Raw genomic sequence first — 25,110 nt, 5'->3', positions numbered from 1 at the left:
CGTACATTACCTGTATTACCGTGCAATACATGAACGAATACAGCGTACTCATATCCGGTGCAGGCATCGCAGGCCCTGCCCTCGCCCACTGGCTACACCGACAGGGCATTCGGTCCACGATCGTCGAGCATGCACCCAATCTGCGCCTGGGCGGGCAGGCCGTCGACCTGCGCGGTCTCGGCGAGGTGGTCGCCGAGAGGATGGGCATCATGCCCCGCGTGCGGGAGCGCATCGTGCATGAGAAGGGTCTGCGTTATGTCGACAGCGAAGGCCGAGAGCTCGCCACGATGCCCGCCGACCTCTTCACCGGCGACGGCAGTCCGGTGACCGAGATCGAGATCATGAAAGGCGACCTCACGGAGATCCTCCACGACCACATCAAAGACCACACCGAGATCATCTTCGGCGACCGCATCACGACGCTCGAGGCCGGCCCAGACGGCGTCGCCGTCACCTTCCGCAGCGGGCTCGTGCGGTCCTTCGACGTTGTCGTAGGAGCCGACGGCATCCACTCGGGTGTGCGCTCGCTCGCCTTCGGACCCGAGTCCCAGTTCGTCGTCCACCTCGGCGCCTACCTCGGCTACTGCAGCGTCCCTGATGCCGGGCCGCTCGACTCCTGGTTCGATATGTATAGCGAGCCAGGGCGGATGCTCGCCCTCCGTCCGGAGCGAGGCGGCTCAGCCAGGGCAATGCTCGCCTTCTCCGACACCGGACTGGACGTCGATCGGCGCGACGTCGCCAGCCAAAAGCGCCTCCTCCACGAGGTTTTCGCTGGCATGGGATGGCGATCAGAGGAACTGCTCGCGGCGGCCGATGCTGACGACGACTTCCACCTCGACACGGTCAGCCAGGTGCACATGGATTCCTGGTCTCGCGGTCGGATCGTCTTGCTCGGCGACGCGGGCTACTGCGGCTCACCGCTCACCGGCATGGGCACGAGCCTGGCGCTGGTCGGCGCGTATGTGCTGGCCGGCGAACTGGGCCGCGCGCGCGGCGATCACACCGCAGCTTTCGCGCGCTACGAGGAGATCATGCGACCGTACGTCGTGGCATCCCACAAGTTGGCCCCCGGCGGGGTTGACGGCTTTCTGCCGCGCGGACGCTTCATGCTCCGGATGCGGGTGCTCTCGACGCGGCTCATGCACCACTGGCCGATGCGCCAACTCGTTGCTCGAATGCTTGACAGGTCTGACGCGATCGCCCTCCCCGAATACAGCTGGACGGCGCGAATGCCCACCTGACTGTCGCTGCCCGGGCATGAACCCTCAGATTAAGTCCCATGGCCAGTTGTGCAGGCAGCAACACGGAGCCGCACTGATGCCCCAAACGATGGGACAGGGCTGGTCCTCACCGTCTTGACCAAGGAGATGGCTGCGTCCGCAGGTCGGGAGTACCGTTCGAGGGGAACCGGAATTCAGACAGAGGAGTCTGCCATGCCAACGACCATCGCTCCGAAGACACCCGTTCCGCCTTCGGCCATCACGCCATCGAGCGTCCCGTCCCTCGTTGGTGAGTTGAAGTTCATCGACGGGTATCCGGTGGGAGACACCGCGGCGAGGCTGCGTGATCACTTGGACTATCTGCACGGTGTTGATGCCTTCATGAACACGTTCAGGGAGTGTCGACCATGGCGATCCGAAATGGGTTTCACGACGCGGGTGTCAACGACGGTGATGTCCTGATCTTCTCGAAACTGATGGACTCGAGATCGTTGTTCCTGACAGGGAACGCCGACACAGTCTATTTCTGGATGTTCCTGGATCTGTCGCGGGGACCCGTGGTGCTCGAGACCCCGTCCGACACTCTCGGAATGTTTGATGACATGTGGTTTCGGTGGATCTCCGATTTCGGTCTTCCCGGTGCGGATCGCGGCCAGGGCGGCACCTATCTCCTGCTCCCACCCGGTTACGACGGGCCTCTCCCCGAGGGCGGATATTACACACGCCACTCGCGCACGAACCTTGTGATCGCGTGCGGGCGCGCATTCATCAACGAGTATCCCGGCAATGATCCCGCGCCTGCCGCCGACCGGATCAGGGAGCAGCTGAAGATCTACCCGTACGTGCCGGGCGGCATCGGGAGCAGCGTCGGGGCTTTCATCACCGGCAATGGCGTGCTCGGCAAACTGGGCAGCCCGAAAAGTCCTCGCTTTGTGGAGGGCACAGGGCTGGCGATGAACACACTCCCACCCACTGACTTCGGCCACTTCGAGCTACTCGACGCGCTGGTGCAACGTGAGCCCGCTGAGGCACTAGACCCCGAGCTAGCCGGTCAATTCGCCGCGATCGGGATCGTCAAGGGGGAAAAGTTCGCTCCCGATCCCCGGTTGCGTGCAATCCTCGACGAGTCTGCCGCCGTCGGCAACGCCGCTTCACGCCTGGTCGGGATGGGCGCCCATCCCACAGACGGTTTTCGCTTCTACGACGACGGCTCTGTCTGGTGGAACATGCTTTTCGCCGGCGGGTTCGAGTTCCTCAATCCGCCCCCGCTGGTCACTCCAGATGGGGTCGAACCGTTCCCCAACAGCGGGGCGCGCAAGCTCCACTCGCGGACCTCAATGTTCTACACGGCAACCTGCGTCACCCCTGCCATGTGTATGCGGTTGACGAATGTCGGTTCACAATATCTCGTGGCAAATCTCGACCGGGATGGCGCGCCATTCGACGGGTCGAAGACCTACCGGGTGTCCCTGCCGAAAGACATTCCCGCCGCCAGGTTCTGGTCACTCAACGCCTATGACAACCAGACCCGCTCGTTGCTCCAGACCGACCAGATCTATCCGCGCGCCGGTAGCCAGGCGTACCCCTCACCCGCAGCAGAGGCAGAGTCCGACGGATCAACGGCGGTCTACTTCTCTCCGGATCAGCCAGACGGCATCTCTCGTGCCAACTGGATCCAGACCAATCCAGACCAAGGCTGGTTCGTCATCCTGCGCCTGTACAGCCCCCTGCAGTCATTCTTCGACAAGACGTGGAGGCCTGGCGAGTTCGAGTTGGTCGGGTAGCAGCGTGTGTGGGGGTCGACAACACTCTCGGGTTCGCAGTGGCCTACAGCAGAACCTAGCAAGCAAGGAGAAACATTGTGACCAACTCAGAAACTGCTCCAGTACGGCCCGCGGAGACCGTTGAGTCCCGGATCGGCCCGTTGCATTTCCCTCTGGGATGCCCCGCCCCTGAAACATCGCAGCGGCTCTTCGATGAAATGGACTTCCAGCGCGCCGTACAGGCATACCTGTGGGCTTATTCGGCTGTGTCCTTTGAGTCGATCCGCTTGACGGCGAAGAACGATCTCGGCATTGACTACTTCGACCTGGGAATCGCCGACAACTTCGTTGACCCGAAATCGCTCTGGCTAACCGCGAACGACACGACCATCTACGCATTCGTGAACTTCGACCTTTCGCACGGGCCCGTCGTGATTGAGGTTCCACCGGGCGCAATCGTGGGATTGGTCGACGATTTCTGGCAACGCTCGCTCGTCGACGTCGGTTTGCCCGGTCCGGACGCCGGAAACGGGGGCAAATTCCTGCTGCTACCGCCTGGCGACACCGAGGAGTACTCGGCCGCCGGTCATTACATAGTGCGGGCACACATGAACGATCACAACATGCTGGTGCGCGGCATCATCGTCAACGGCGACGTTCCTGATGCTGTCCAGCGCATTCGGAATGTGAAGGTCTACCCCTGGAGCAACCGCGAGAGCCCTGAACCAAATCGGTTCATCTCAATCTCTGGCAAGGCCATCGACACAACTCCGCCGGACGGACTTGAATTCTGGGCACGACTAGCCAGGGTGATCGAAAACAACCCCGTGCAGGACCACGATCGATTCTTCATGGCGATGATCAAACCGCTCGGCATCGAAAAGGGCATGCCGTTTGACCCGGATGAACGACAACGGACGATCCTGACGGAAGCGGGAACGTTTGGCGATGCCATGTCGCGCAATGTGATGTACGAAAACACCCAACGGATGACCGGCGCCACCGCGTTCCCCGGATCGCAATGGGACTGGGTGATCCTCGTCAATCCCAGCCACGAGACCGAATATTACAGCCAACTCGACGAGCGCCTTCAGTACACATATGGCGCCATTTACATGTCACCCGGCATTGGCAAGAGAGTACCCGGACCGGGCGCGACCTACGTCCAGGCTTTCAAAGACCGAAACGGACATCACTTCGATGGGGGTAGGTCCTACCGGCTCCGCATCCCGCCGAACCCGCCAGCCGCGGCATTCTGGTCCTTGACGCTCTACGACACCGGAACACGGTCGATGGTGCAGAATCCTTCGAATGACGCCGCCCGTTCCGGGTACGACAAACTCGTCACGACCAGCGACGGATCTATCGATCTCTACTTCGCACCCGAACCTGTGGGAGGAGCCACCAGCAACTGGATTGAAACAGTGCCGGGTAGAGGGTTCTACCCGATGTTCCGTTGCTACAGCCCTACGGCACCATTGTTCGACGGCACGTGGAGTCTGCCAGACGTGGAGCCTATTTGAGTGGCGTTTTGGCCAGGAACAGTGTGTAGAAACACAAAAACCCCTGAATTTCCGGAGAAACTCAAGGGTTGTAATGCTGGGGTACCTGGACTCGAACCAAGAACAACTGAACCAGAATCAGCCGTGTTGCCAATTACACCATACCCCACTGGCCTACCCCGAAGAGCGGGCCGGTTAGTAACTCTAACCTACCTGTGCGGCCGAGACAAATTGAGTCATATTTATCATTTGCGCTCCGCGTTGACTGCCGAACAGGACCTGAAACGGATGCCTTCATTCCTATTTCGACATGTGACTGCGCCGCGCGGGCACACGTCGATAACTAGAGCGCGCCGATCAGATCGCGGTTGATCGCAGACGCCGCATGCGCTCCGAAACCGGCCGCAACCATCAGCTGTTCCGGCCCTGGCGGGGTGAGGTCACCGGCCGCGTACAGACCCGGGACGGCCGTCCTGCCGTCGGCGTCCACGACGACCAATCCGTCAGCGTCTCGCTCAAGACCCGGCGCTGCTATGAAGTCGACCTGCGGGTGCCAGAACGGGCGCACGAATCCCCCGTCGCGCGTGACCAGCTCGCCGTCTTCCAGCTCGATGCCGGTCATGGCACCGCGCTCCCCCACGACGTCGCGAATGGGTCGACGCTCTACACGGATGCCTCGCGCAGCCAGGCCGCGCTCCTCGGCATCCGTCACGGTTCCGACACCGTTCGTGAAAACGATGAGGTCGTCGGTCCACTGCGAGATGAGCAGCGCGCGCTCGGCGAGATCATCGGTTTCACCGATGAGCGCAAGCGCCTGCCCGGTCTTCTCGTAGCCATCGCACTCGATGCAGCTGTGCAGGTTGGTGCCGTACCAGGCACGAATGCTCGGCAGGGCAGGCAGCGTCTCAGACAGACCTGTTGCGACGAGAACGACTCTGGCCGTGACATCCAGGTTCTGTGCGCCGCGCAGCCCCTTCGTCACGACGGTGAAGCGGGGCGACGGGTTGTCGAGACTCACGTCACTCGTACCCTCGATCGGTGTGACTGAACGCACCATCCCGGTGTGGAACGATGCCTCCGCGTAGCCCTCGAACTCTTCCCGGCCAATACGACGCAGCTCAAGCGGCGGCACACCGTCGCGCGACACGAAGCCGTGCGAGGCCAGCGTCGCCGCATTGCGCGGACGATTGCTGTCGATCAGCAACGTCCGTCGGCGGGCGCGAACAAGACTCAGCCCGGCTGCGAGCCCCGCAGGGCCCGCACCGATGATGACAACGTCGTACTGCTCGGTCATGCCGGCAGCGTTGCCCCGAGCTTCGCCAAACGAGCGAGCGACTCAGGCTTTCCGAGGATCTCCATGGATTCGAACAGCGGCGGCGACACCCGACGGCCAGAGATCGCAACGCGCAACGGACCGAATGCAACGCGCGGCTTCAGCTCAAGGCGCTCAATCAGCGTTTCAGTCAGCGTCGTGTGCACACGCTCGTGGGTCCATTCCGATTCCGGAATGTTCTCGAGCGCTGCGGTAGACGCGGCCAGGATCTCCGCAGCATTCGCCGGAAGTGACTTCAAAGCATCCGCTTCGTGAACCAGCGCATCGCTCGTCGTGAAGAGGAAGCCGAGCATGGCGGGCGCCTCGCCGAGCAACGCGATGCGCTCCTGCACGAGCGGGGCTGCCGCCGTCAGGATGGCGCGCTGCTCGTCAGAAAGCGGCTCGCTCAGGATGCCGGCGGCCGCGAGATACGGAATGGTGCGCTCCGCAAAATCAGCGGTCTCCAACAAGCGGATGTGGTCGCCGTTTATCGACTCGGCCTTCTTCAGATCGAATCGGGCCGGGTTCGGGTTCACGTTGACCACATCGAACGCGGCGATCATCTCGTCGATGGAGAACACGTCGCGGTCGTGCGTGAGTGACCAGCCGAGCAGCGCCAGGTAGTTGACGAGGCCCTCAGGGATGAAGCCGCGATCACGGTGGTGGAACAGGTTCGACTCAGGGTCGCGCTTGGAGAGCTTCTTGTTGCCATCACCCATGACGTAGGGCAGGTGGCCGAAGCGCGGCACGAACGTCGTCAGCCCAATGTCGATGAGCGCGTGGTACAGCGCAATCTGACGCGGGGTCGACGACAGCAGGTCTTCGCCGCGCAGCACGTGCGTGATGCCCATCAGCGCATCGTCGACGGGGTTCACGAACGGGTACAGCGGATGTCCGTTGGGGCGCACCACGACGAAGTCGCTGAACGAGCCGGCCGGGAAGGTGATCTCGCCACGAACCAGGTCGTCGAAGGAGAGGTCTTCGTCTGGCACGCGCAGGCGCAGTGCCGGCGAGCGGCCCTCTGCCCGGTATGCAGCCTTCTGCTCCTCGGTGAGGTCGCGCTCGAAGTTGTCGTAGCCCATCTTCGGGTCGCGGCCGAGCGAGACATTGCGCGCCTCGATCTCTTCGCCGGTGGCGAAGCTCTCATAGATGTGGCCGGACTCGACGAGCTTCGCGATCACGTCGCGGTAGATGTCGTAGCGCTCAGACTGGCGGTACGGCCCGTGGGGTCCGCCGGCGTCAACGCCTTCGTCCCAATCGAGCTTCAACCAGCGCAGCGCTTCGAGGATCTGGCCGAAGCTTTCCTCGCTGTCGCGCGCGGCATCCGTGTCTTCGATCCGGAAGATCATCTTGCCGCCGGTGTGCCTGGCGTACGCCCAGTTGAACAGGGCGGTACGGATCAGGCCGACGTGCGGCGTTCCGGTCGGTGACGGGCAGAACCGCACTCGCACGTCAGTGCCGGTTGCGGTGGAGAAGGGGTGTGCAGTGTTCTCAGACATCAGGATCAATTGTAGTTGAGTGCCGGCGGTGAGCGGGCTGAACCGCCAGCATCGGCCCCACCGGCCATTCCGGATGCCGCATTCAGGAATACCCTTGAACCATGACCAGGCAAAGCCGGGTTCTCCTCATCGCCATCATCGTGACGTTCGTGGCCTTCCTCGATAGCGCCGTCATCAACGTCGCACTCCCCGCCATTTCGCGTGATCTCGGCGGCGGGCTGATTGTGCAACAGTGGGTCGTCGACGGCTATCTCATCACCCTCGGCACGTTCATCCTGATCGCCGGGTCACTGTCCGATTCGTATGGACGACTACGCGTTATGCGCATCGGATTGATCGGCTTCGGCATCACGTCGCTGCTCTGTGCGCTGGCCCCCACCGACCTGTTTCTCGTGATCTCGCGCATCCTGCAGGGCGGAACAGCTGCCCTCCTCGTGCCGAGCTCGCTGGCCATCATCATTGCGACGTTCAAGTCGGATGACCAGGGAAAGGCCATCGGCACGTGGACGGCGTGGACGACATCCGCTTTCATCATTGGGCCACTACTGGGCGGGTTTCTCGTCGACCTGTGGTCGTGGCGCCTCATCTTCGCGGTCAACGTCATTCCGATCGCGGTGGCGCTGCTCTTGATGAGAAGGCTTGGGCGGGACCAGCTCGGAGCAACTCATGCTCGCGTCGATTACGTGGGTGCGACGCTCGGGGTGCTGGGCCTTGGCGGTCCGGTCTTCGCCCTGATCGAGCAGGAGCGATTCGGCTGGTCAAGCCCGGTGGTCTACCTGCCGCTGATTCTCGGTGTGGTGTGCTTTGGCCTGTTCATCTGGTGGGAGCATCGTGCGCCAGAGCCCATGATGCCGCTCGGATTGTTCCGGATTCGCAATTTCGGGATGGGCAACCTCGCCACATTCTTTATTTACGCGGCGTTCACGTTCGGCCCATTCGCGCTGACCGTGTTCGTGCAACAGGTGGGCGGCTACACCGCGCTGATCGCCGGCGCCGTCTCGTTGCCCTCGTTCATCCTGCTCATCGCATTCGCGTCGTACTTCGGCGGGTTGTCGGGGAAGTACGGTCCGCGGCTGTTCATGACGGTGGGCCCGATCGTCTGCGCGATCGGGTTCCTGCTGACGCTCAGCGTGACCGGCGAGGTGATCTTCTGGACGCAGATCCTCCCCGGCGTGATCGTGCTCGGCCTCGGGATGGCGATCACCGTTGCCCCGCTCACCTCTGCGATCCTCGGCGCGGTCGACCCGGCCAGGGCCGGTATCGGGTCGGCCATCAACAACGCCGTCGCCCGGATCGCCGGACTCATCGCCGTCGCCTGCACCGGCATCATCGTGGGTTCAGCCCTCGACCTGCCCGGCTACCACCGGGCGGCGTGGGCGTGCGCCGCATTCCTCGTTATCGGCGGCCTCGTCTCGTTCGTCGGCATCCGCAATCCAGCGCGCACCGAAGCGACCGACGCGGGCTCCCCCGCGCCTACAGCCGCCGACTAGCAGCGCACTGCTAGCAGCGCATCGCTAGTGGCGGACGACCGAGTTCAGCAGCGTACCGACGCCGGAAACCTCGACCTCGACGACATCGCCATCCACCAGCGGGCCGACGCCAGCCGGCGTGCCCGTCAGGATGACATCGCCCGGAAGCAACGTCCACACGCTCGACGCGTAGGCCACGATCTCTGCGACCGAGTGCACCATGTCGCTCAGCTTGCCCGACTGGCGAACCTCGCCGTTCACCCTGGTCTCGATGGTCGCAGTGCCGAAGTCGACATCCGTTTCAACGACAGGGCCGAGTGGGCAGAACGTGTCAAAGCCCTTGGCCCGTGCCCACTGGCCGTCAGCCTTCTGCAGGTCGCGAGCGGTCACGTCGTTGGCCACGGTGTAGCCGAGCACGGAGTCCAGCGCACTCTCAACGCTGACGTTCTTCGTGATCTTGCCGATCACGACGGCCAGCTCGCCCTCGTGCTCCACCTGCGAGCTCTGCGGGGGCAGCACGATGGTGTCGTCAGGGCCGATCACCGAGGTGTTCGGCTTCAGGAACAGCAGCGGCTCTGCCGGTGCGTCCCCGCCCATCTCGGCAGCGTGGTCGCGGTAGTTCTTGCCGACGGCCACCACCTTGGAGCGAGGAATCACCGGAGCAAGCAACTTCACGTCGTCCAGCGGGATCCGCTGCCCTGTCGGCTCGAAGCCGGCGAACATCGGGTCGCCCTTCAACACCACCAGCGCGTCATCATCGATGATCCCGAAGGCGATCACGTCGTTATGGCTGAAGCGTGCGATCTTCATGAAGTCCTGCTTTCACTACAAAAATACGAATACGGGTGCTGCGTGTCTGCGAAAGCCGGGTACGACTGCATTGAATCTGGGCGTCGAACCCGGCGTCGCACCTACGCGTCGAGGCGCGTGAGCCAGCCGTGACGGTCAGGCAGACGACCGTACTGGATGTCGGTCAGCTCCTGGCGCAGCGCCATGGTGATCTCGCCAGCCGGTGCGTCGGGATCTCCAATGGAGAGATTGGCGTTCTTCAACTGCGCGATGGGCGTGATCACGGCGGCCGTTCCACAGGCGAATACCTCAGTGATGGCACCGGATGCCACACCGTCACGCCATTCGTCGATGCTCACGGCGCGCTCTTCCACTGACATACCGCGGTCGCGGGCCAGCTGCAGGATACTGTCGCGGGTAACGCCCTCGAGGATGCTGCCGGTCAGGCGCGGGGTGACGAGGGTGTTGTCGCCACCGTGCACGAAGAACACGTTCATGCCGCCGAGCTCGTCGACGTTGGTGCCGGTTTCAGCGTCGAGGAACAATACCTGGGCGCAGCCGTTCTCGTAGGCCTCCATCTGGGGCAGCAGCGACGAGGCGTAGTTGCCGCCGCACTTGGCAGCGCCGGTGCCGCCGCGGCCGGCGCGGGAGTACTCGGTCGTCAGCCAGATCTTCACCGGCGCAACACCGTCGGCGAAGTAGGCGCCTGCCGGGCTGGCGATCACGTAGAAGCTCGCGGCCTGCGCGGCGCGCACACCGAGGAAGTTCTCGTTGGCGATCATGAACGGACGAATGTAGAGGCTCGACTCCAGCGCGCTCGGCACCCATTGGCTGTCCACCTGTACGAGCTGCTTCACTGCTTCAACGAAGTCGGCGATGGCCAGTTCCGGCAGGGCAAGGCGGCGCGCTGAACGCTGCAGGCGCTCCGCATTCTTCTCAGGACGGAACGTCCAGATCGAGCCGTCCTCGTGCTTGTAGGCCTTCAGCCCCTCGAAGATCTCCTGTGCGTAGTGCAGCACAGCGGATGCCGGGTCGAGCTGCAGCGGGCCGTAAGCGCCGACGCGTGCATCGTGCCAGCCCTGCTCAAGGGTCCAGTCGATGGTGACCATGTGGTCGGTGAAGTGCTTGCCGAACCCGGGGTCAGCGAGGATGGCCTCGCGCTCGGCTTCGGCGCGGACGGCGGGCGACGGTGTCAGGGCGAAGCTCAGCGGGTACGTGGTGGTTGAGGCTGATTGGCTCATGTGAGTCCCTATCTGTGTCAGGCGAATTCTTGTTATCAGGCGAGTGCTGTAATCCGATGGGCGATCGCGTCGCCGATCTCAGCAGTGCCGCGCGGAACTGCGCCGGCTCCGGGAGCCGTGCGGTCTGCAATGTCGGCGGTGACGGCTGCGCTCACGCGTGCAGCGGCGTCACCGAGTCCCAGGTGGTCGAGCAGGAGGGCGACCGACAGAATCGCTGCCGTCGGATCGGCGAGCTGCTTGCCCGCGATGTCTGGTGCCGACCCGTGAACCGGCTCAAACATGCTGGGGAAGCGACCACTCGGGTTGATGTTTCCGGAGGCCGCGAGACCGATGCCACCGCTGATTGCGGCGGCCAGATCGGTGAGGATGTCGCCAAAGAGGTTATCCGTGACGATGACATCAAATCTACTCGGTTGTGTGACGAGAAAGATGGTTGCGGCATCAACGTGCAGGTAGTCAACCGCAACATCGGGGAATTCGGCCGCTACAGCATCCACCGTGCGCTGCCACAGGCCGCCGGCGAACACCAGCACGTTGGTCTTGTGCACGAGGGTGAGCTTCTTGCGTGGACGAGCAGCGGCGATCTCAAAGGCGTTGCGCACGACACGCTCGACGCCGAAGGCGGTGTTCACCGACACCTCGTTGGCGACCTCGTGCGGCGTGCCCAGGCGGATCGCTCCGCCGTTGCCGACGTATGGTCCTTCCGTGCCCTCGCGCACCACAATGAAGTCAACGTGGCCGGGAACAGCAAGTGGGCTGGCAACGCCGGGGAACAGGATGCTCGGGCGCAGGTTCACATAGTGATCCAGTGAGAATCGGAGCTTGAGCAGCAGTCCGCGCTCGATGTTGGCGTTCGCGAGGCGCGGGTCGCCGGGTACGCCGCCGACGGCGCCGAGCAGGATCGCGTCGTGTTCCGAAATCGCCGTGAGGTCGGCATCCGTCAGCACGTCGCCTGTCTCGAGGAATCGAGTGGCCCCGAGCGAGAAATGCGTCAGGTCAATGACGACGTCTTCCGCACTGATGGCAGCGTCCAAAACCTTGATGGCTTCAGCGATTACCTCTGGACCGATCCCGTCTCCGGGAATGACAGCGAGCTTGATTTGACGCGACATGGGGCTCCGTGTGTCTGTGATTGAACTGTACGTCAACTGTACTGCGACGAATCATCACTCCACGCGAAGCCCCATGTCGGTGGCTTACTTGAATGCCCGTGTTACTCGGTCAGGTCGATTTCGACCATGACGCTGGCCTGGATGGCCTCGCGAACGGATGCCAGCAGCCCTGCGGGCACTGGAGAGTCGACGGTCAGCACGCTGAGCGCCGTTCCGCCGGCTTCGTGGCGTGCGATCTGCATACCGGCGATGTTGATCTCAGCGTCGCCGAACTCGCGACCGTACACGGCGACGATGCCTGGACGGTCGGTGTACAGCATCACGATGAGGTGCTTGGCGAACGGCACCTCAACCTCGTAGCCGTTGATCTCAACGATCTTCTCGGTCTGCTTGGTGCCGATCAGTGTGCCGGACACCGACACCTGCGAGCCGTCAGCCAGCGCGCCGCGCAGCGTGATCACGTTGCGGTACTCAGGCGACTCCGCGTCGGTGATCAGGCGCACGTTGATGCCGCGCTGCTCGGCGAGCAGCGGTGCGTTCACGTACGAGACAGTCTCGCTGACAACGTTGGTGAAGATGCCCTTGAGTGCAGCCAGCTTCAGCACGCTCACGTCGTATTCGACGAGTTCGCCGCGCACCTCGATGTCGACGCTGGTCAGCGGGCTGTGGCCTGCGAGGCCGGAGAACACCTGGCCGAGCTTCTCGAGCAGCGGGATGCCGGGGCGCACGTACGGGTCGATGACGCCACCTGCAACGTTGACGGCATCCGGAACGAGCTCGCCTGACAGGGCGAGACGCACCGACTTGGCGACGGAAACGCCGGCCTTCTCCTGTGCCTCGTCGGTCGATGCGCCGAGGTGCGGCGTTGTGATGATGTTCGGCAGGCCGAGCAGCGGCGAGCCGACGGGCGGCTCGTTCACGAACACGTCGAGGCCGGCACCGGCGATGGTTCCTGCGGTGAGGGCTTCGTACAGTGCATCCTCATCGATCAGGCCACCGCGAGCCACGTTCACGATGAACGCGCTCGGCTTCATGAGCTTGAACTGCTCAGCACCGATCATTCCGGTGGTTTCCGGCGTCTTCGGCATGTGGATGGTGATGAAGTCTGAACGCTCTAGCAGTTCTTCGAGGCTGACAGGGGTGACGCCGAGCTGCTGGGCGCGTGCCGACGTGATGTAGGGATCGTACGCGATCACGTTGGTGCCGAATGCCTGCATACGAGCCGTGATGAGCGCACCGATGCGGCCGAGGCCGATGATGCCGATCGTCTTTTCGTACAGCTCGACGCCGGTGTACTTGGAGCGCTTCCACTGGCCTTCGGCGAGGGCGCCGTGAGCGGCCGGGATGTGGCGGGCCAGGCTGAGGATGTGGCCGACAGTCAGTTCTGCGGCCGAGATGATGTTGGAGGTCGGTGCGTTGACAACCATGACTCCTGCGGCCGTTGCAGCCTTGATGTCGACGTTGTCGAGTCCGACGCCCGCGCGGGCGATGACCTTCAGCTGCGGGGCAGCGGCGATGGCTTCGGCGTCAACCTTGGTTGCGGATCGCACCAGGATGGCATCCGCTGTGGCCAATTCAGAGAGCAGGGCGGCTCGATCTGTTCCGTCTACAGTCCGGACTTCAAAGTCAGGACCGAGCGCATCGACGGTGGCGGGTGAAAGTTCTTCGGCGATCAGTACAACTGGCTTCGACACTAAAGTGGTTCCTTCGATTGCGAACAGACAGGAGCTTGCGCCACACCAGTGGGGCGCCAGATAGCTGCAACTCTACCGGCTGCGCAGATGAGCATCTGAATTGTGACGCTGCCAGACGGCGTTCGACGCTCCCGGCGGCTAGACGATCAGGCGGCTGAAACCGAACATCACGAGAATGTCGAGCGACAGCGCTGCGACCAGGCACAGCCCCACGAACAGCATGATGGCTTGCACGAGGGCAGTGCGGGTGCGGCCCATCCAGAATGCGAGCGCGAATACGACAACGGGCATGACCACGCCGATGATCAGGATGGTCCAGCCGAACGCCGACAGCGACGTATCGAGGGATTGCGCGGCCATGTTCACACCGATCAGGTTGCCAACGCCCTCCCACGCGTCGAACGCGTAGAACAGGCCGAATGCCACCGCAATGGTGACGGAGAGCCACAGGGGGGCAGGCTGTGCGGCGGTCACGGGGGCGACCTCTGGTGCAGCTGACGCGTTGCTCATGCGCTCACTCCTACTCCGAAGATGAACGGGAACGGCGCAAGCACGATGACACCGATGAAGAGCCAGAGAAGGCGAAGCCTCGGTCGAGTTGACGTCAGCCAATAGACAGAGGCGAACCAGACCAGGGGTGATGCGATGGCGAGCCAGGCGCCGAACGAGAACATGAACTCGCCGAGCGGCTCGGTGATGGGGTTGCCGATGCGGTTCGCCCCGATGTACCAGCCCACGATGTAGAGGAGGTAGATGCCGGCGAAGATTCCCATGCCGATCAGGGCAACGGATGACTGCGCGCCAAGAGCGGCGCCCGGGGTAGCCGTCGCGTCCGCCTCGGCTTCAGCCGCCGGAGCGGGGCTGCCCTGTGTTCCGACAGCGGTCCAGCCCTCCGGCAATTCGCCCGCGTTGGTGCCAGCGGGTGCGTCTGCGTCGACGTCGATGCCTGCGTCTGCCTCTGCGTCTGCCCCTGCGATGTGCGACGTGCGCCCGGTGTCTCCAACGACGAGCGTCGCGTCGTCGTCACCGGCCCAGCTCAGGGCGTCGTCGTCTCGCTTAGAACTCATCCCTCCACAGTACTGCGCGCGGCAGCAACGGCAGCCAGAACCAGTGCGGAATCTGTGGCGTCGTACTCGGCCGCTCCCCCGCCCGGCCCGCTGGGCCCCGCAGCGTTCAGCACGTGCCGCGCCGACAGGTGAACGGCGTCGACGCCGGCAGCGACGAGCGTCGGGATGCTCGCAATGCTCACGCCGCCTCCCGCCATCACCTGGAGGCGGCCGGCTGCGCGCGCCACCATGGTCGTGAGCACGTCAACGCCATCGAGGCTGTGCACCGCGCCGCCGGAACTCAGCACGCGCGTGACGCCCAGCTCGACCAGGGTGTCGAGCGCTGCCAGTGGGTCTCCCCCTGCATCGATGGCACGGTGAAATGTCACGCTCAGGCCGTCTGCGGCCGCGACGAACTCGCGGGTCGCAGCGACGTCGACACGGTTGTCAGGGGTCAGGGCGCCAATCACGATGCCGCCGGCACCGACACGCTTCGCGGCGCGAATGTCGCGCACCGTCGTGTCGATCTCGCTAGCCGAGTAGACAAATCCCCCGGCACGCGGGCGCACCAGCACATGCACGAATCCCGGACGCCCCATGGCATCCGCTGCCTCGACAGCTGACTCCATCGTGCCGAACGATGGAGTCAGTCCGCCGACGCCCAGTGCGCTGCAGAGCTCGACCCGGTCGGCACCGCCGGCCACGGCGATGCGAAGCCCGTCGACATCCTGCACAGCGATCTCAACGGCGGCTGTCGTGCCGTAGTCGGTCGCAGCGGTGTCGGCGTCACGGGCGGGCGTATGAGACTGCATGGCACTCCTCAGTACAGCGTTGGTTCTGTACAGCATTGGGTTCAGTGCAGCACCAGGTTCAGTGCGGCATCCGCTCTGGGTAACGGCGGTAACTCGCTACGCTACCTCGATCGCCGCCGCTCAGTTGCCACTGAAAAGACCGACGAGCCCGTGAGGTGCGCTGTCGCCGAAGATCATGTGCATTGTCTCCCGTGCGGCGATTGCCTCTGCTTCGCTGCGCTCGAACATCACTTCTTCGTAGGCCGTGAAGGCAGCCTCGACGTCGCCGGGGTTGGCGGCGATAGCCAGACCGAGCTCTGCACCATCGAGCATGGCGATATTGGCCCCTTCGCCGCCTGGCAGCGTGACGTGCGCGGCGTCCCCCAGGAGCGTCACGCCGGGCACCCGGCGCCACTGGTGGCGGTCGGGCAATCGGTAAATGCTGCGGAGTACCGGTGCGGAGTCCGCAGCGGTGATCGTGTCGGTGAGTGCAGGCGCCCAACCGCCGAATTCAGTTGCGATTACAGCTTTCGCTGCAGTGGTGTCGGTGAAGTCGATGGCGTCGAACCAGGCGGCGGGGCGGTCCAGAACGACATATGTGTGGATGGTGCTTCCCGCTTCACGGTGTGCGAGGAATCCCTTACCTGGGATGAGGGCATACATCGCGCCGGCTCCCACGGCCTCGGCCGTCGCGGTGTGACGCTCGTCGACGTCGTACAGATACGTCTCGATGTAGCTCATGCCCGCGTACTCCGGCTTGGCGTCCGAGAGAAGCCCGCGAACTTTCGACCACGCTCCGTCGGCGCCGACAAGGATGTCGGCGGTGGTCACCCAGCCGTCCGCGAACACCAGTTCGTGCCGACCATCACCGAGTGGTGAAGCGCCGAGGAACTTTTTCCCCCACTGCACGGTGCCGGCCTGAAGTGAGTCCAGGAGGATCCGCCGGATGTCGCCGCGGAGCGCCTCTGGGCTCTCCAATGAACCGTCGTCTGGGAGCCCGGCGAGCAGGTTCCCGTGCCGGTCGAGCACTCGCTGCTCCGCGCCGCCCTCGTGGATGATCGAACGGAACTCCCGTGTGAGGCCTGCGATCTCGAGTGCGAGCTGACCGTTGTGCTCGTGGAGGTCGAGTTGTCCGCCCTGGGTGCGCGCATCCGGTGACGCGTCCGCGTCGTAGACGGTGACGGGAATGCCGTGAAGGCTGAGCACGCGCGCGAGGGTGAGGCCGCCGAGGCCGGCGCCGATTATGGAGACGGGAGTCGTCATCTGTGTTCCTTTCATTGTTTGGAATCTGATTCCAAAGCCAATCTTGGAACTAGATTCCAACTGTGTCAAGATGATGTTTATGACGACGGACAGGAAGCGGTCAGACAGGCGTACTGATGCGCTGTCGAAAGAACGGATCGTCGCGGCTGCAATCGAGATCCTCGACACTGAGGGCGAGGGCGCTCAGCTGTTCCGTGCGATCACGACCCGCCTCTCGACTGGCGTTGGCGCGATCTATCACCACGTCGCCAACAAGGACGATCTGCTCGCTGCGGCCGCGAACGATGTGATCGCCGGGGCGATCGCCGTGACAGGTGACGGCTCAGATCCGCGCGATGCGGTGCGCGACGTTGCCCTCGGCATATTCGACGCAATCGATTCTCATCCCTGGGTGGGCACACAGCTTTCCCGCGACCCTGGACAACCCGCGGTGTTTCGCATCTGGATAGCCATCGGGCGGCAGCTCAGCGCTCTCGGCATCGCAGGACCAGCGCAATCGGATGCCGGTTACGCTCTCGTCAACTATGTTCTCGGCGCTGCGGCACAGTACGCGGCGGGTCCGCGCCGCCTACCTCTCGAAGCGGACCGAAAAGCCTATCTCGCTACGCTCGCGACACAGTGGGCACAGCAATCCAACGACCAGTCCGCTTTCTCGCTCGATATCTCGTCACCGCTACGCGAACATGACGACCGCCGACAATTCCTCGCCGGCGTTGACATCTTCTTGGCCGGAATGGTTGCGCGGGGCCGTTAGCCGCACCGAACACTCTCGCGTAGCCCGGACACAAAGCGGCCGCAGGTGCAGACATCCGGCGCCCTGATTAGTAGAGTCCGTGCAGGAGTGTGTTGCCGAACCGGGGAGCTTCCATGGGAATCATCTCGCGCGCCTTTTCAGGACGTGGTCGCAGTGCAGATCTGAGCCTGCCGCCTGGCCAGTACCTCACCGAGGACTTTCCGGTGCTTTCGGCCGGCCCGACGCCCCGCATCGATACCGCAGACTGGGCGTTCAGCATCCGCACGGAGTCGGGAGCGATGCACCGGTGGGATTGGGCACAGCTCATGAGCTTGCCCACAGCGGATGTCTCCACCGACATCCACTGCGTGACCAGATGGTCGAAACTCGGCACGTCGTGGCGCGGGGTGTCCCTCGACACGCTTTTGGACGGGGTCGATACGACCTACGAGTACGTCATGGCGCACTCGTACGGCGGCTACACCGCCAACGTTCCCCTCGCCGACCTCCGTAACGGCCAGGCGTGGATCGCCTACGAGTTCGACGGAGAGCCCCTGGCAGCCGAGCATGGCGGACCCGCTCGCCTCCTGATCCCGCATCTCTATTTCTGGAAGAGCGCAAAGTGGATCAGCGGCCTGGTCATGATGAAGAACGATGACCCTGGGTTCTGGGAGCAGAACGGGTATCACCTGTACGGCGACCCTTGGCGCGAGCAACGCTATTGGTAGTCGACACGGGTGTCTGGACGGTCGGGACCGTCGTCGATACCCACACCGAAAGCCCCACCGCGCGCAGCATTACCCTGGATGTTCCCGACTGGCCAGGCAACATCGCGGGACAGCACGTCGACGTACGACTCACGGCAGAAGACGGCTACACGGCCGTCCGGTCGTACTCTCTCGCCTCCTGGGGCAAGGCTGCGACGGTGCAGCTGGCCGTTGACGAGGTTCCAGACGGCGAAGTCTCGCCGTACCTGGTCGAGGAGCTGCGCGCCGGCGACCAGCTCGAACTCCGTGGCCCCCTCGGCGGCTGGTTCGTCTGGAAACCAACGGAACCCGCACCAGGTGCGGTGTCCACGCCGGTGCAGCTCATCTGTGGCGGCAGTGGAATCGTTCCGCTGATGGCCATGATCCGCGCCCACGCAGAAACGAAGGATGAAACACCGTTTCGGCTGCTGTACTCGGTGCGCACACCAGACGACGTCTTCTTCGCCGATGAACTCGCCGAGCACGCGGAGTCGCCTTTCCTCGCCGTGACGTTTGTGTACACCCGTCGGGCCCCAGCGGGCTGGACCGCTCCCGTTGGCCGAGTGACGGCCGCGATTCTCGAAGCAGAGACGTTTCCGCCTGCGAGCTCGCCCGCGGTGTATGTGTGCGGGCCGACGGGTTTCGTCGAGAGCGTCGCCGACACGCTGGTGGCTCTCGGCCACGACCCCATTGCGGTGAAGACAGAGCGATTCGGAGGTGCCTGATGGTGAGTACCGGCGGTTCCCACTTGGACGGCAACGTGCTGGCCGGTCCCCTAACCGAGCTGTTCGGACGGGACATGACGCTGGCCACCGGGCGGTGCACCGGCTGCGGTGATGTCACGACCCTCGCTCGCGCACTGGTCTACCCGGATGCACCTGGCCTGATCGTGCGGTGTTGCACCTGCGACAGCGTGCTGTTCACCGTTGTGCAGGCCGAAGGGCGGACCTGGCTTGACCTGCGGGGGCTAACTGGCTTACAGCCGCCTGGCTGATGTGTACGGCAACCCCGAACACCCACCCCAGGATGCCAAGCAGGCAGATGCGCTCAGCCAGCCCAATGAGCTGCGGGGCAAGCAGGGCGGCGACGCCCAGCGCGAGTAAACCCGCTCCAGCCACAATTGTGAACGCAAGTGCCGTCCTGAAACCTGCCCGCAGTTCGGAACTGCTGCGCATCCACACGGTGAGCACCAGACAACCAATGAGCGCAGCAACAAAGCCGGTCACAGCCACGGCGAGGTGCACGACACCCGGAACGGTGGTCGCCACAACGCCGACCTCGCCAGGCATCCCGACATCCGTTGGAAAGAACGCGAGCACGCCGGAGCAGACGCCACCAAGTAGCAACAGGGCAACGCCCACGCCACGCAAAGCGGATGCCGGGCGCACCTGCACGATGGCGCCAACCACACACACGGTGGTTACCATACGGCCGAGGAAGTTGAGGTTCATAATCCAGCCGTACGGGCCGACGGCGAGATTGCTCTCTGCGTCACTGATCGGGCTGTAGTGCGGGGGCAGCGCCTGCAGCACAACGTCAACCACGACGTACACGAGCACGCCGATCATGGCAGCCGTTGCCCATCGTCGGCGCGAGTCGGCACGGCGCGAGTCGGCACGGCGCGAGTCGGCACGAGGCGAGTCGGCACGGGGCGTCTGCTTCATTAATCCAGCCTGACACAGAAGCGGGGCCCGCCAATACGACGGGCCCCGCTTGTAACTACTTCAGACTCGGTCTGACTAGCGTGCCACTTCGCCGTCAACGTAGTCGTCGTCGTTCGATGCGTTCCAGGCGAAGAGCTTGCGCAGTTCGCGACCGGTGGCCTCGATCGGGTGCTCTTCACCCTTCTTGCGGAGTGCGAGGAACTCGGGAGCTCCGGCATCCTGGTCGTTGATGAAACGCTCGGCGAATGCACCGTTCTGAATGTCAGCGAGAACAGCCTTCATGTTCTCCTTGACGCTCGGGTCGATAACGCGCGGGCCGGAGACGTAGTCGCCGTACTCAGCGGTGTCGGAGACGCTCCAACGCTGCTTGGCGATGCCACCCTCCCACATCAGGTCAACGATGAGCTTGAGCTCGTGCAGCACCTCGAAGTAGGCAACCTGCGGCTGGTAGCCAGCCTCGGTGAGAACCTCGAAGCCGTACTGGATGAGCTGCGAAGCGCCGCCGCAGAGCACAGCCTGCTCGCCGAACAGGTCGGTCTCGGTCTCTTCGGTGAACGTGGTCTTGATGCCGCCGGCGCGGAGGCCGCCGATTGCCTTGGCGTAGCTGAGGGTGAGCGGCCAGGCGTTGCCGGTCGCGTCCTTCTCGACAGCGACGATGACGGGAACGCCACGGCCTGCTTCGTACTCGCGGCGAACGGTGTGACCCGGTCCCTTGGGAGCAACCATGACAACGTCGACGCCTTCGGGCGGCGTGATGTAGCCGAAGCGGATGTTGAAGCCGTGTCCGAAGACGAGTGCCTTGCCCTCAGACAGGTTGGGCTCGATGTCGTCTGCGTACAGGTGACGCTGCACCTGGTCTGGTGCCAGAACGACGATGACGTCTGCCCAAGCGGATGCCTCGGCTGCACTCAGCACGGTGAAGCCGGCTTCCTCAGCCTTGGCGCGTGACTTGGAGCCTTCCTTCAGGCCGACAACGACCTCAACACCGGAGTCGCGAAGGTTCTGTGCGTGGGCGTGGCCCTGTGAGCCGTAACCGATGACGGCAACCTTCTTGCCCTGGATGATCGACAGGTCGGCGTCTTTGTCGTAGTAAATCTCAGACACGGGTGAATCTCCTTGTTTATCGTTGGTCGAGCGTGTCGAGACCCTGAGGTCCCTGGAATAGTCGTTAGTTCTTGAAAACGCGTTCGGTGATCGACTTCGAGCCACGGCCGATCGCCAGGAGGCCAGACTGTGCAAGCTCCTTGATCCCGTACGGTTCCAGCACGCGCAGCAGGGCCTGGGTCTTGCCAGAGTCGCCGGTGACCTCGATGACGAGAGCATCCGTTGCCACATCGACGACCCGCGCACGGAACAGGTTCACTGCCTCCAGCACCGCAGACCGCGTGGTGTTGTCGACGCGAACCTTGATCAGGAGGTGCTCGCGCAGCACGGACTGGGTGGGATCCAGTTCAACGATCTTGATGACGTTGATCAGCTTGTTCAGCTGCTTGGTCACCTGCTCGAGCGGCTGGTCCTCAACATCGACGACGATCGTGATGCGCGACAGTCCATCGATCTCACTGTGGCCGACCGCGAGGCTTTCAATGTTGAAGCCGCGGCGGGCAAACAGGCCGGCGACGCGAGTCAGCAGGCCGGGCTTGTCCTCAACGAGGAGGCTCAGAACGTGTGTGCTCATATTTACTCCTCGTCCCAGGTCGGTGAATTGTCTTTCGCATACTGGATGAAGCTGTTGCTGACACCCTGCGGCACCATCGGCCACACCATGGCGTCACGGCTGACCACGAAGTCAATGACGACGGGGCGGTCATTCGTTGCCAGCGCGAGCTTGATAGCGTCGTCGACCTGGTCAGCGCTTGTCACACGGATGCCGAGGGCACCGTATGCGTCAGCCATCTTCACGAAGTCGGGCACCATACGCGTTTCGTGACCGGTGTTGAGGTCGGTGAACGAGTGGCGTCCGTCGTAGAACATGGTCTGCCACTGGCGCACCATCCCAAGCGACGAGTTGTTGATGATCGCAACCTTGATCGGGATGTTGTTGATCGTGCAGGTTGCCAGCTCCTGGTTGGTCATCTGGAAGCATCCGTCGCCGTCAATCGACCAGACAACGCGGTCTGGTTCTGCGACCTTGGCACCCATCGCGGCCGGAACCGAGTAGCCCATGGTTCCAGCGCCACCGGAGTTGAGCCAGGAGTTCGGACGCTCGTACTTGATGAACTGCGCTGCCCACATCTGGTGCTGGCCGACGCCGGCGGCGTAGATGCCCTCTGGGCCGGTGAGCTCGCCGATCCGCTTGATGACGTACTGCGGTGCCAGGAGGCCGTCGGCCGGCTCAGGGTAACCGAGCGGGAATTCTTCGCGCAGGCCGTTCAGGTACGTCCACCATTCAGCGGTGTCCGGCTCCCCCGACGTCTTCAGCGCCTCGGCGAATGCGAGCGACAGGTCGGCCATGACGTCCTTGGCGTCGCCAACGATCGGCACGTCCGCCATGCGGATCTTGGAGATCTCAGCGGGGTCGACGTCGACGTGCACGATTGTCGCGTTCGGTGCGAACTCGGCTGCCTTGCCGGTGACGCGGTCGTCGAACCGGGCGCCGAGGGCAATGATGAGGTCGCTCTCCTGCAGCGCGAGCACCGCGGGAACGGTGCCGTGCATGCCCGGCATACCGAGGTGCTGCTCGTGGGAGTCGGGGAACGCGCCTCGCGCCATGAGCGTCGTGACGACGGGTGCCCCGGTCAGCTCGGCCAGTGCAAGCAGTTCGGCAGATGCACGGGCACGAATGACACCGCCACCGACGTAGAACACCGGCTTCTTCGCGTCGACGAGCAGCTGGGCCGCGGCCTGCACCTGCTTGCCGTGTGCTTTGGTGATCGGCCGGTAGCCAGGCAGGTCAATCTTCGGCGGCCAGATGAATGGCGCCGTGTTCTGCTGGGCATCCTTGGTGATGTCAACGAGAACGGGGCCTGGGCGCCCGGTGTTTGCGATGTGGAAAGCGGATGCGATGGCAGCCGGAATGTCCTCTGGCTTCCGCACCAGGAACGAGTGCTTCGTGATCGGCATCGTGATGCCGACGATGTCGGCCTCCTGGAAGGCATCCGTTCCCATCAGGGTCGAGAACACCTGCCCTGTGATGGCGAGCAGCGGAACGGAGTCCATGTATGCGTCGGCAATCGCCGTCACGAGGTTCGTGGCGCCTGGCCCTGACGTCGCGATGGCGACGCCGACCCTGTTTGAAGCGGATGCGTAGCCTTCTGCAGCGTGGCCTGCGCCCTGTTCGTGGCGAACCAGGATGTGCCGGACGGCATCCTGCTGCATGAGTTCGTCATAGAGCGGGATGACAGCGCCACCTGGCAGTCCGAAGACATCGGTGACGCCGAGCAGTTCGAGCGTGCGAATGATGGCGCCAGAACCGGTGAGCAGCGGAGGTTCAGTCGATATCGGAGCAGAGGGCGTTGGCACGGCGGATGATTCCGTGGTCATGAGTGATCAGATCCCTACATTGAATGCGGATGGTGGGGGCAAAGTTAGCCTGTGATTGCGCCTACGGCAGCAGAATGCACGAGCTTGGAATACTTTGCAAGAACGCCACGGGTATAGCGCGGAGGAAGCGGAGCCCAGCCTTCACGGCGGGCGGCCAGCTCGGCAGGGTCGACCAGTAGGTCAAGCGTGCGAGCTGCGATATCGACCCGTATCAGATCACCATCGCGCACGAAGGCGATGGGACCTGCGTCCACCGCTTCGGGTGCTATGTGGCCGATACACAGTCCGGTTGTGCCGCCTGAGAATCGACCGTCAGTCAACAATAGTACATCGGCGCCGAGGCCTGCGCCCTTGATGGCTGCGGTGATGGCGAGCATCTCACGCATGCCTGGGCCGCCCTTCGGGCCTTCATAGGTGATGACGACGACGTCGCCCTTGTTGATGCGGCCCTCTGTCAGGGCATCCATGGCGCCGCGTTCGCGCTCGAACACGCGGGCAGGGCCTTCGAAGACGGTGGCGTCAAAGCCGGCCGTCTTGACCACGGCGCCCTCCGGGGCGAATGAGCCCTTGAGGATCGTGATGCCGCCGCTCGGGTGGATCGGGTTGTCGAGCGTGCGCAGCACGGTGCCGTCGAGTGCCGGCGGGTCGATCTCTGCGAGGTTCTCTGCGACGGTCTTGCCCGTCACGGTGAGTGCGTCTCCGTGCAGCAGGCCGGCCTCGAGCAGCGCCTTCATCACGACGGGCACGCCGCCGTGACGGTCGACGTCGTTCATGACGAACTTGCCGAATGGCTTGAGGTCGCCGATGTGCGGAACCTTGTCGCCGATGCGGTTGAAGTCGTCAAGAGTGAGCTCGACCTCTGCTTCGTTGGCGATGGCCAGCAGGTGCAGTACGACGTTGGTCGAACCACCGAAGGCCATGGCGACGGCGATGGCGTTCTCGAACGCCTTCTTGGTGAGGATGTCACGAGCAGTGATGCCGAGACGCAGCATGTTGACGACAGCCTCGCCTGAGCGGTGCGCGTAATAGTCACGACGGCGGTCAGCGGATGCCGGCGATGCGGAACCCGGCAGGCTCATGCCGAGAGCCTCAGCGACACTGGCCATGGTGTTGGCGGTGTACATACCGCCACAGGCGCCCTCGCCTGGTGCAAACGCACACTCGATGCGCTTGGCATCTTCCGCGCTCATGCGGCCGGCCTTGACCGCGCCGACGGCTTCGAAGGAGTCGATGATGGTGATGTCTTTTTCGGTGCCGTCAGAGAGCTTGACCCAGCCTGGAGCGATCGAGCCTGCATAGAGGAAGACGGATGCCAGGTCGAGGCGGGCGGCAGCCATGAGCATGCCGGGCAGCGACTTGTCGCAACCGGCAAGCAGCACCGAACCGTCGAGGCGCTCTGCCATCATCACTGTCTCGACAGAGTCGGCGATGACCTCGCGGGAGACGAGCGAGAAGTGCATTCCCTCGTGTCCCATGGAGATGCCGTCTGAGACGGAAATCGTGCCGAACTGCAGCGGGTATCCGCCGCCGGAGTGCACGCCTTCCTTCGATGCCTGCGCCAGGCGATCGAGGGACAGGTTGCACGGCGTGATCTCATTCCACGAGCTCGCAATACCAATCTGGGGCTTCTCCCAGTCGGCATCTCCCATTCCGACAGCTCGAAGCATGCCTCGAGAGGTCATGGCTTCGATACCGTCGGTGACGACACGACTGCGTGGTTTCAGATCATTCTCAGGCATGAAATGAGTCTAGAACCTCCGCGAGTGTTCCCTTGTCCGGTCCG

General features: G+C 63.6%; 24 protein-coding genes and 1 tRNA gene. 8 read left to right on the top strand and 17 right to left on the bottom strand.

What is annotated here, in order from left to right:
* Nucleotides 1-29 precede the first annotated feature (29 nt).
* Nucleotides 30-1,241: an FAD-dependent monooxygenase gene (locus tag AC25Z0_RS02610; protein ID WP_488132217.1), complete on the top strand. Its 1,212-nt coding sequence runs from the start codon at nt 30-32 to the stop codon at nt 1,239-1,241.
* A gap of 173 nt (nt 1,242-1,414) precedes the next feature.
* Here the strand turns inward: AC25Z0_RS02610 and AC25Z0_RS02605 are convergent, their stop codons facing one another.
* On the bottom strand, nt 1,415-1,549 hold the full coding sequence (locus AC25Z0_RS02605; RefSeq protein WP_488132216.1) for a hypothetical protein: 135 nt from the start codon (nt 1,547-1,549) through the stop codon (nt 1,415-1,417).
* A 78-nt stretch (nt 1,550-1,627) separates the two neighbouring features.
* Here AC25Z0_RS02605 and AC25Z0_RS02600 point away from each other — a divergent pair, with 78 nt between their 5' ends.
* Entirely contained in the window at nt 1,628-3,004 is a 1,377-nt protein-coding gene (locus tag AC25Z0_RS02600) for a DUF1254 domain-containing protein (protein WP_488132215.1), read from the top strand.
* 77 nt (nt 3,005-3,081) lie between these two features.
* Nucleotides 3,082-4,506: a DUF1254 domain-containing protein gene (locus AC25Z0_RS02595; RefSeq protein ID WP_488132214.1), complete on the top strand. Its 1,425-nt coding sequence runs from the start codon at nt 3,082-3,084 to the stop codon at nt 4,504-4,506.
* A 76-nt stretch (nt 4,507-4,582) separates the two neighbouring features.
* Here the strand turns inward: AC25Z0_RS02595 and AC25Z0_RS02590 are convergent.
* The 3 genes from AC25Z0_RS02590 to gltX all read right to left on the bottom strand — a co-directional run bounded on the left by AC25Z0_RS02590 (nt 4,583) and on the right by gltX (nt 7,296).
* Nucleotides 4,583-4,654 (bottom strand) — tRNA-Gln (locus tag AC25Z0_RS02590).
* A 174-nt stretch (nt 4,655-4,828) separates the two neighbouring features.
* Nucleotides 4,829-5,779 carry an NAD(P)/FAD-dependent oxidoreductase gene (locus AC25Z0_RS02585; RefSeq protein WP_488132213.1) on the bottom strand — a complete coding sequence of 317 codons (951 nt, stop codon included), beginning with the start codon at nt 5,777-5,779 and terminating at the stop codon, nt 4,829-4,831.
* Nucleotides 5,776-7,296, bottom strand: a complete 1,521-nt coding sequence (gene gltX / locus AC25Z0_RS02580) for a glutamate--tRNA ligase (protein WP_488132212.1) — start codon at nt 7,294-7,296, stop codon at nt 5,776-5,778. The genes AC25Z0_RS02585 and gltX overlap by 4 nt, the downstream gene beginning before the upstream one ends.
* Before the next feature lie 101 nt (nt 7,297-7,397).
* Here gltX and AC25Z0_RS02575 point away from each other — a divergent pair, with 101 nt between their 5' ends.
* Entirely contained in the window at nt 7,398-8,786 is a 1,389-nt protein-coding gene (locus AC25Z0_RS02575) for an MFS transporter (RefSeq protein ID WP_488132211.1), read from the top strand.
* A gap of 24 nt (nt 8,787-8,810) precedes the next feature.
* Here the strand turns inward: AC25Z0_RS02575 and AC25Z0_RS02570 are convergent, their stop codons facing one another.
* From AC25Z0_RS02570 to AC25Z0_RS02535, 8 genes are all read right to left on the bottom strand, one after another.
* Nucleotides 8,811-9,575 (bottom strand): fumarylacetoacetate hydrolase family protein, encoded by a 765-nt coding sequence (locus AC25Z0_RS02570; protein WP_488132210.1) that lies wholly within the window; start codon nt 9,573-9,575, stop codon nt 8,811-8,813.
* A 101-nt stretch (nt 9,576-9,676) separates the two neighbouring features.
* Nucleotides 9,677-10,795, bottom strand: coding sequence for a branched-chain amino acid aminotransferase (locus AC25Z0_RS02565; RefSeq protein ID WP_488132209.1), 1,119 nt, complete (start codon nt 10,793-10,795; stop codon nt 9,677-9,679).
* Nucleotides 10,796-10,830: 35 nt separating this feature from the next.
* Nucleotides 10,831-11,907: a 3-isopropylmalate dehydrogenase gene (locus AC25Z0_RS02560; protein ID WP_488132208.1), complete on the bottom strand. Its 1,077-nt coding sequence runs from the start codon at nt 11,905-11,907 to the stop codon at nt 10,831-10,833.
* Between the two features lie 101 nt (nt 11,908-12,008).
* Nucleotides 12,009-13,601 (bottom strand): phosphoglycerate dehydrogenase, encoded by a 1,593-nt coding sequence (gene serA, locus AC25Z0_RS02555; RefSeq protein ID WP_488132207.1) that lies wholly within the window; start codon nt 13,599-13,601, stop codon nt 12,009-12,011.
* Nucleotides 13,602-13,739: 138 nt separating this feature from the next.
* The gene (locus tag AC25Z0_RS02550) at nt 13,740-14,111 is read right to left on the bottom strand and encodes a bacitracin resistance protein (RefSeq protein WP_488132206.1); all 372 of its coding nucleotides are present in this window, start codon (nt 14,109-14,111) and stop codon (nt 13,740-13,742) included.
* Entirely contained in the window at nt 14,108-14,668 is a 561-nt protein-coding gene (locus AC25Z0_RS02545) for a hypothetical protein (protein WP_488132205.1), read from the bottom strand. The genes AC25Z0_RS02550 and AC25Z0_RS02545 overlap by 4 nt, the downstream gene beginning before the upstream one ends.
* Entirely contained in the window at nt 14,665-15,459 is a 795-nt protein-coding gene (locus AC25Z0_RS02540) for a copper homeostasis protein CutC (protein ID WP_488132204.1), read from the bottom strand. The genes AC25Z0_RS02545 and AC25Z0_RS02540 overlap by 4 nt, the downstream gene beginning before the upstream one ends.
* Nucleotides 15,460-15,579: 120 nt before the next feature.
* Nucleotides 15,580-16,701, bottom strand: coding sequence for an FAD-dependent oxidoreductase (locus AC25Z0_RS02535; protein WP_488132203.1), 1,122 nt, complete (start codon nt 16,699-16,701; stop codon nt 15,580-15,582).
* Between the two features lie 79 nt (nt 16,702-16,780).
* Between AC25Z0_RS02535 and AC25Z0_RS02530 the strand changes: the two genes are divergently transcribed.
* The 4 genes from AC25Z0_RS02530 to AC25Z0_RS02515 all read left to right on the top strand — a co-directional run bounded on the left by AC25Z0_RS02530 (nt 16,781) and on the right by AC25Z0_RS02515 (nt 19,174).
* Nucleotides 16,781-17,455 carry a TetR/AcrR family transcriptional regulator gene (locus AC25Z0_RS02530; RefSeq protein ID WP_488132202.1) on the top strand — a complete coding sequence of 225 codons (675 nt, stop codon included), beginning with the start codon at nt 16,781-16,783 and terminating at the stop codon, nt 17,453-17,455.
* Between the two features lie 113 nt (nt 17,456-17,568).
* Nucleotides 17,569-18,162, top strand: a complete 594-nt coding sequence (locus tag AC25Z0_RS02525) for a sulfite oxidase-like oxidoreductase (RefSeq protein ID WP_488132201.1) — start codon at nt 17,569-17,571, stop codon at nt 18,160-18,162.
* Nucleotides 18,156-18,905, top strand: a complete 750-nt coding sequence (locus AC25Z0_RS02520) for a ferredoxin reductase (protein ID WP_488132200.1) — start codon at nt 18,156-18,158, stop codon at nt 18,903-18,905. Before AC25Z0_RS02525 ends, AC25Z0_RS02520 begins: the two co-directional genes overlap by 7 nt.
* Entirely contained in the window at nt 18,905-19,174 is a 270-nt protein-coding gene (locus tag AC25Z0_RS02515) for a DUF6510 family protein (RefSeq protein ID WP_488132199.1), read from the top strand. Before AC25Z0_RS02520 ends, AC25Z0_RS02515 begins: the two co-directional genes overlap by 1 nt.
* Here AC25Z0_RS02515 and AC25Z0_RS02510 read toward each other — a convergent pair.
* The 5 genes from AC25Z0_RS02510 to ilvD all read right to left on the bottom strand — a co-directional run bounded on the left by AC25Z0_RS02510 (nt 19,101) and on the right by ilvD (nt 25,066).
* On the bottom strand, nt 19,101-19,844 hold the full coding sequence (locus AC25Z0_RS02510) for a DUF998 domain-containing protein (RefSeq protein WP_488132198.1): 744 nt from the start codon (nt 19,842-19,844) through the stop codon (nt 19,101-19,103). The genes AC25Z0_RS02515 and AC25Z0_RS02510 overlap by 74 nt on opposite strands.
* A 75-nt stretch (nt 19,845-19,919) precedes the next feature.
* Complete coding sequence (gene ilvC / locus AC25Z0_RS02505) at nt 19,920-20,948, bottom strand: ketol-acid reductoisomerase (protein WP_488118680.1); 1,029 nt, start codon at nt 20,946-20,948, stop codon at nt 19,920-19,922.
* A gap of 64 nt (nt 20,949-21,012) precedes the next feature.
* A complete protein-coding gene (gene ilvN, locus AC25Z0_RS02500; protein WP_488118679.1) occupies nt 21,013-21,522 on the bottom strand; it encodes an acetolactate synthase small subunit in 510 nt (169 codons plus the stop codon).
* A gap of 2 nt (nt 21,523-21,524) precedes the next feature.
* The gene (locus AC25Z0_RS02495) at nt 21,525-23,327 is read right to left on the bottom strand and encodes an acetolactate synthase large subunit (protein WP_488118678.1); all 1,803 of its coding nucleotides are present in this window, start codon (nt 23,325-23,327) and stop codon (nt 21,525-21,527) included.
* A gap of 44 nt (nt 23,328-23,371) precedes the next feature.
* Nucleotides 23,372-25,066, bottom strand: coding sequence for a dihydroxy-acid dehydratase (gene ilvD / locus AC25Z0_RS02490; protein WP_488118677.1), 1,695 nt, complete (start codon nt 25,064-25,066; stop codon nt 23,372-23,374).
* Nucleotides 25,067-25,110: the final 44 nt, after the last annotated feature.

The sequence above is a fragment of the Leifsonia sp. Y862 genome (genome assembly GCF_057669585.1).
This window is presented reverse-complemented; position numbering and strand designations above follow the sequence as displayed.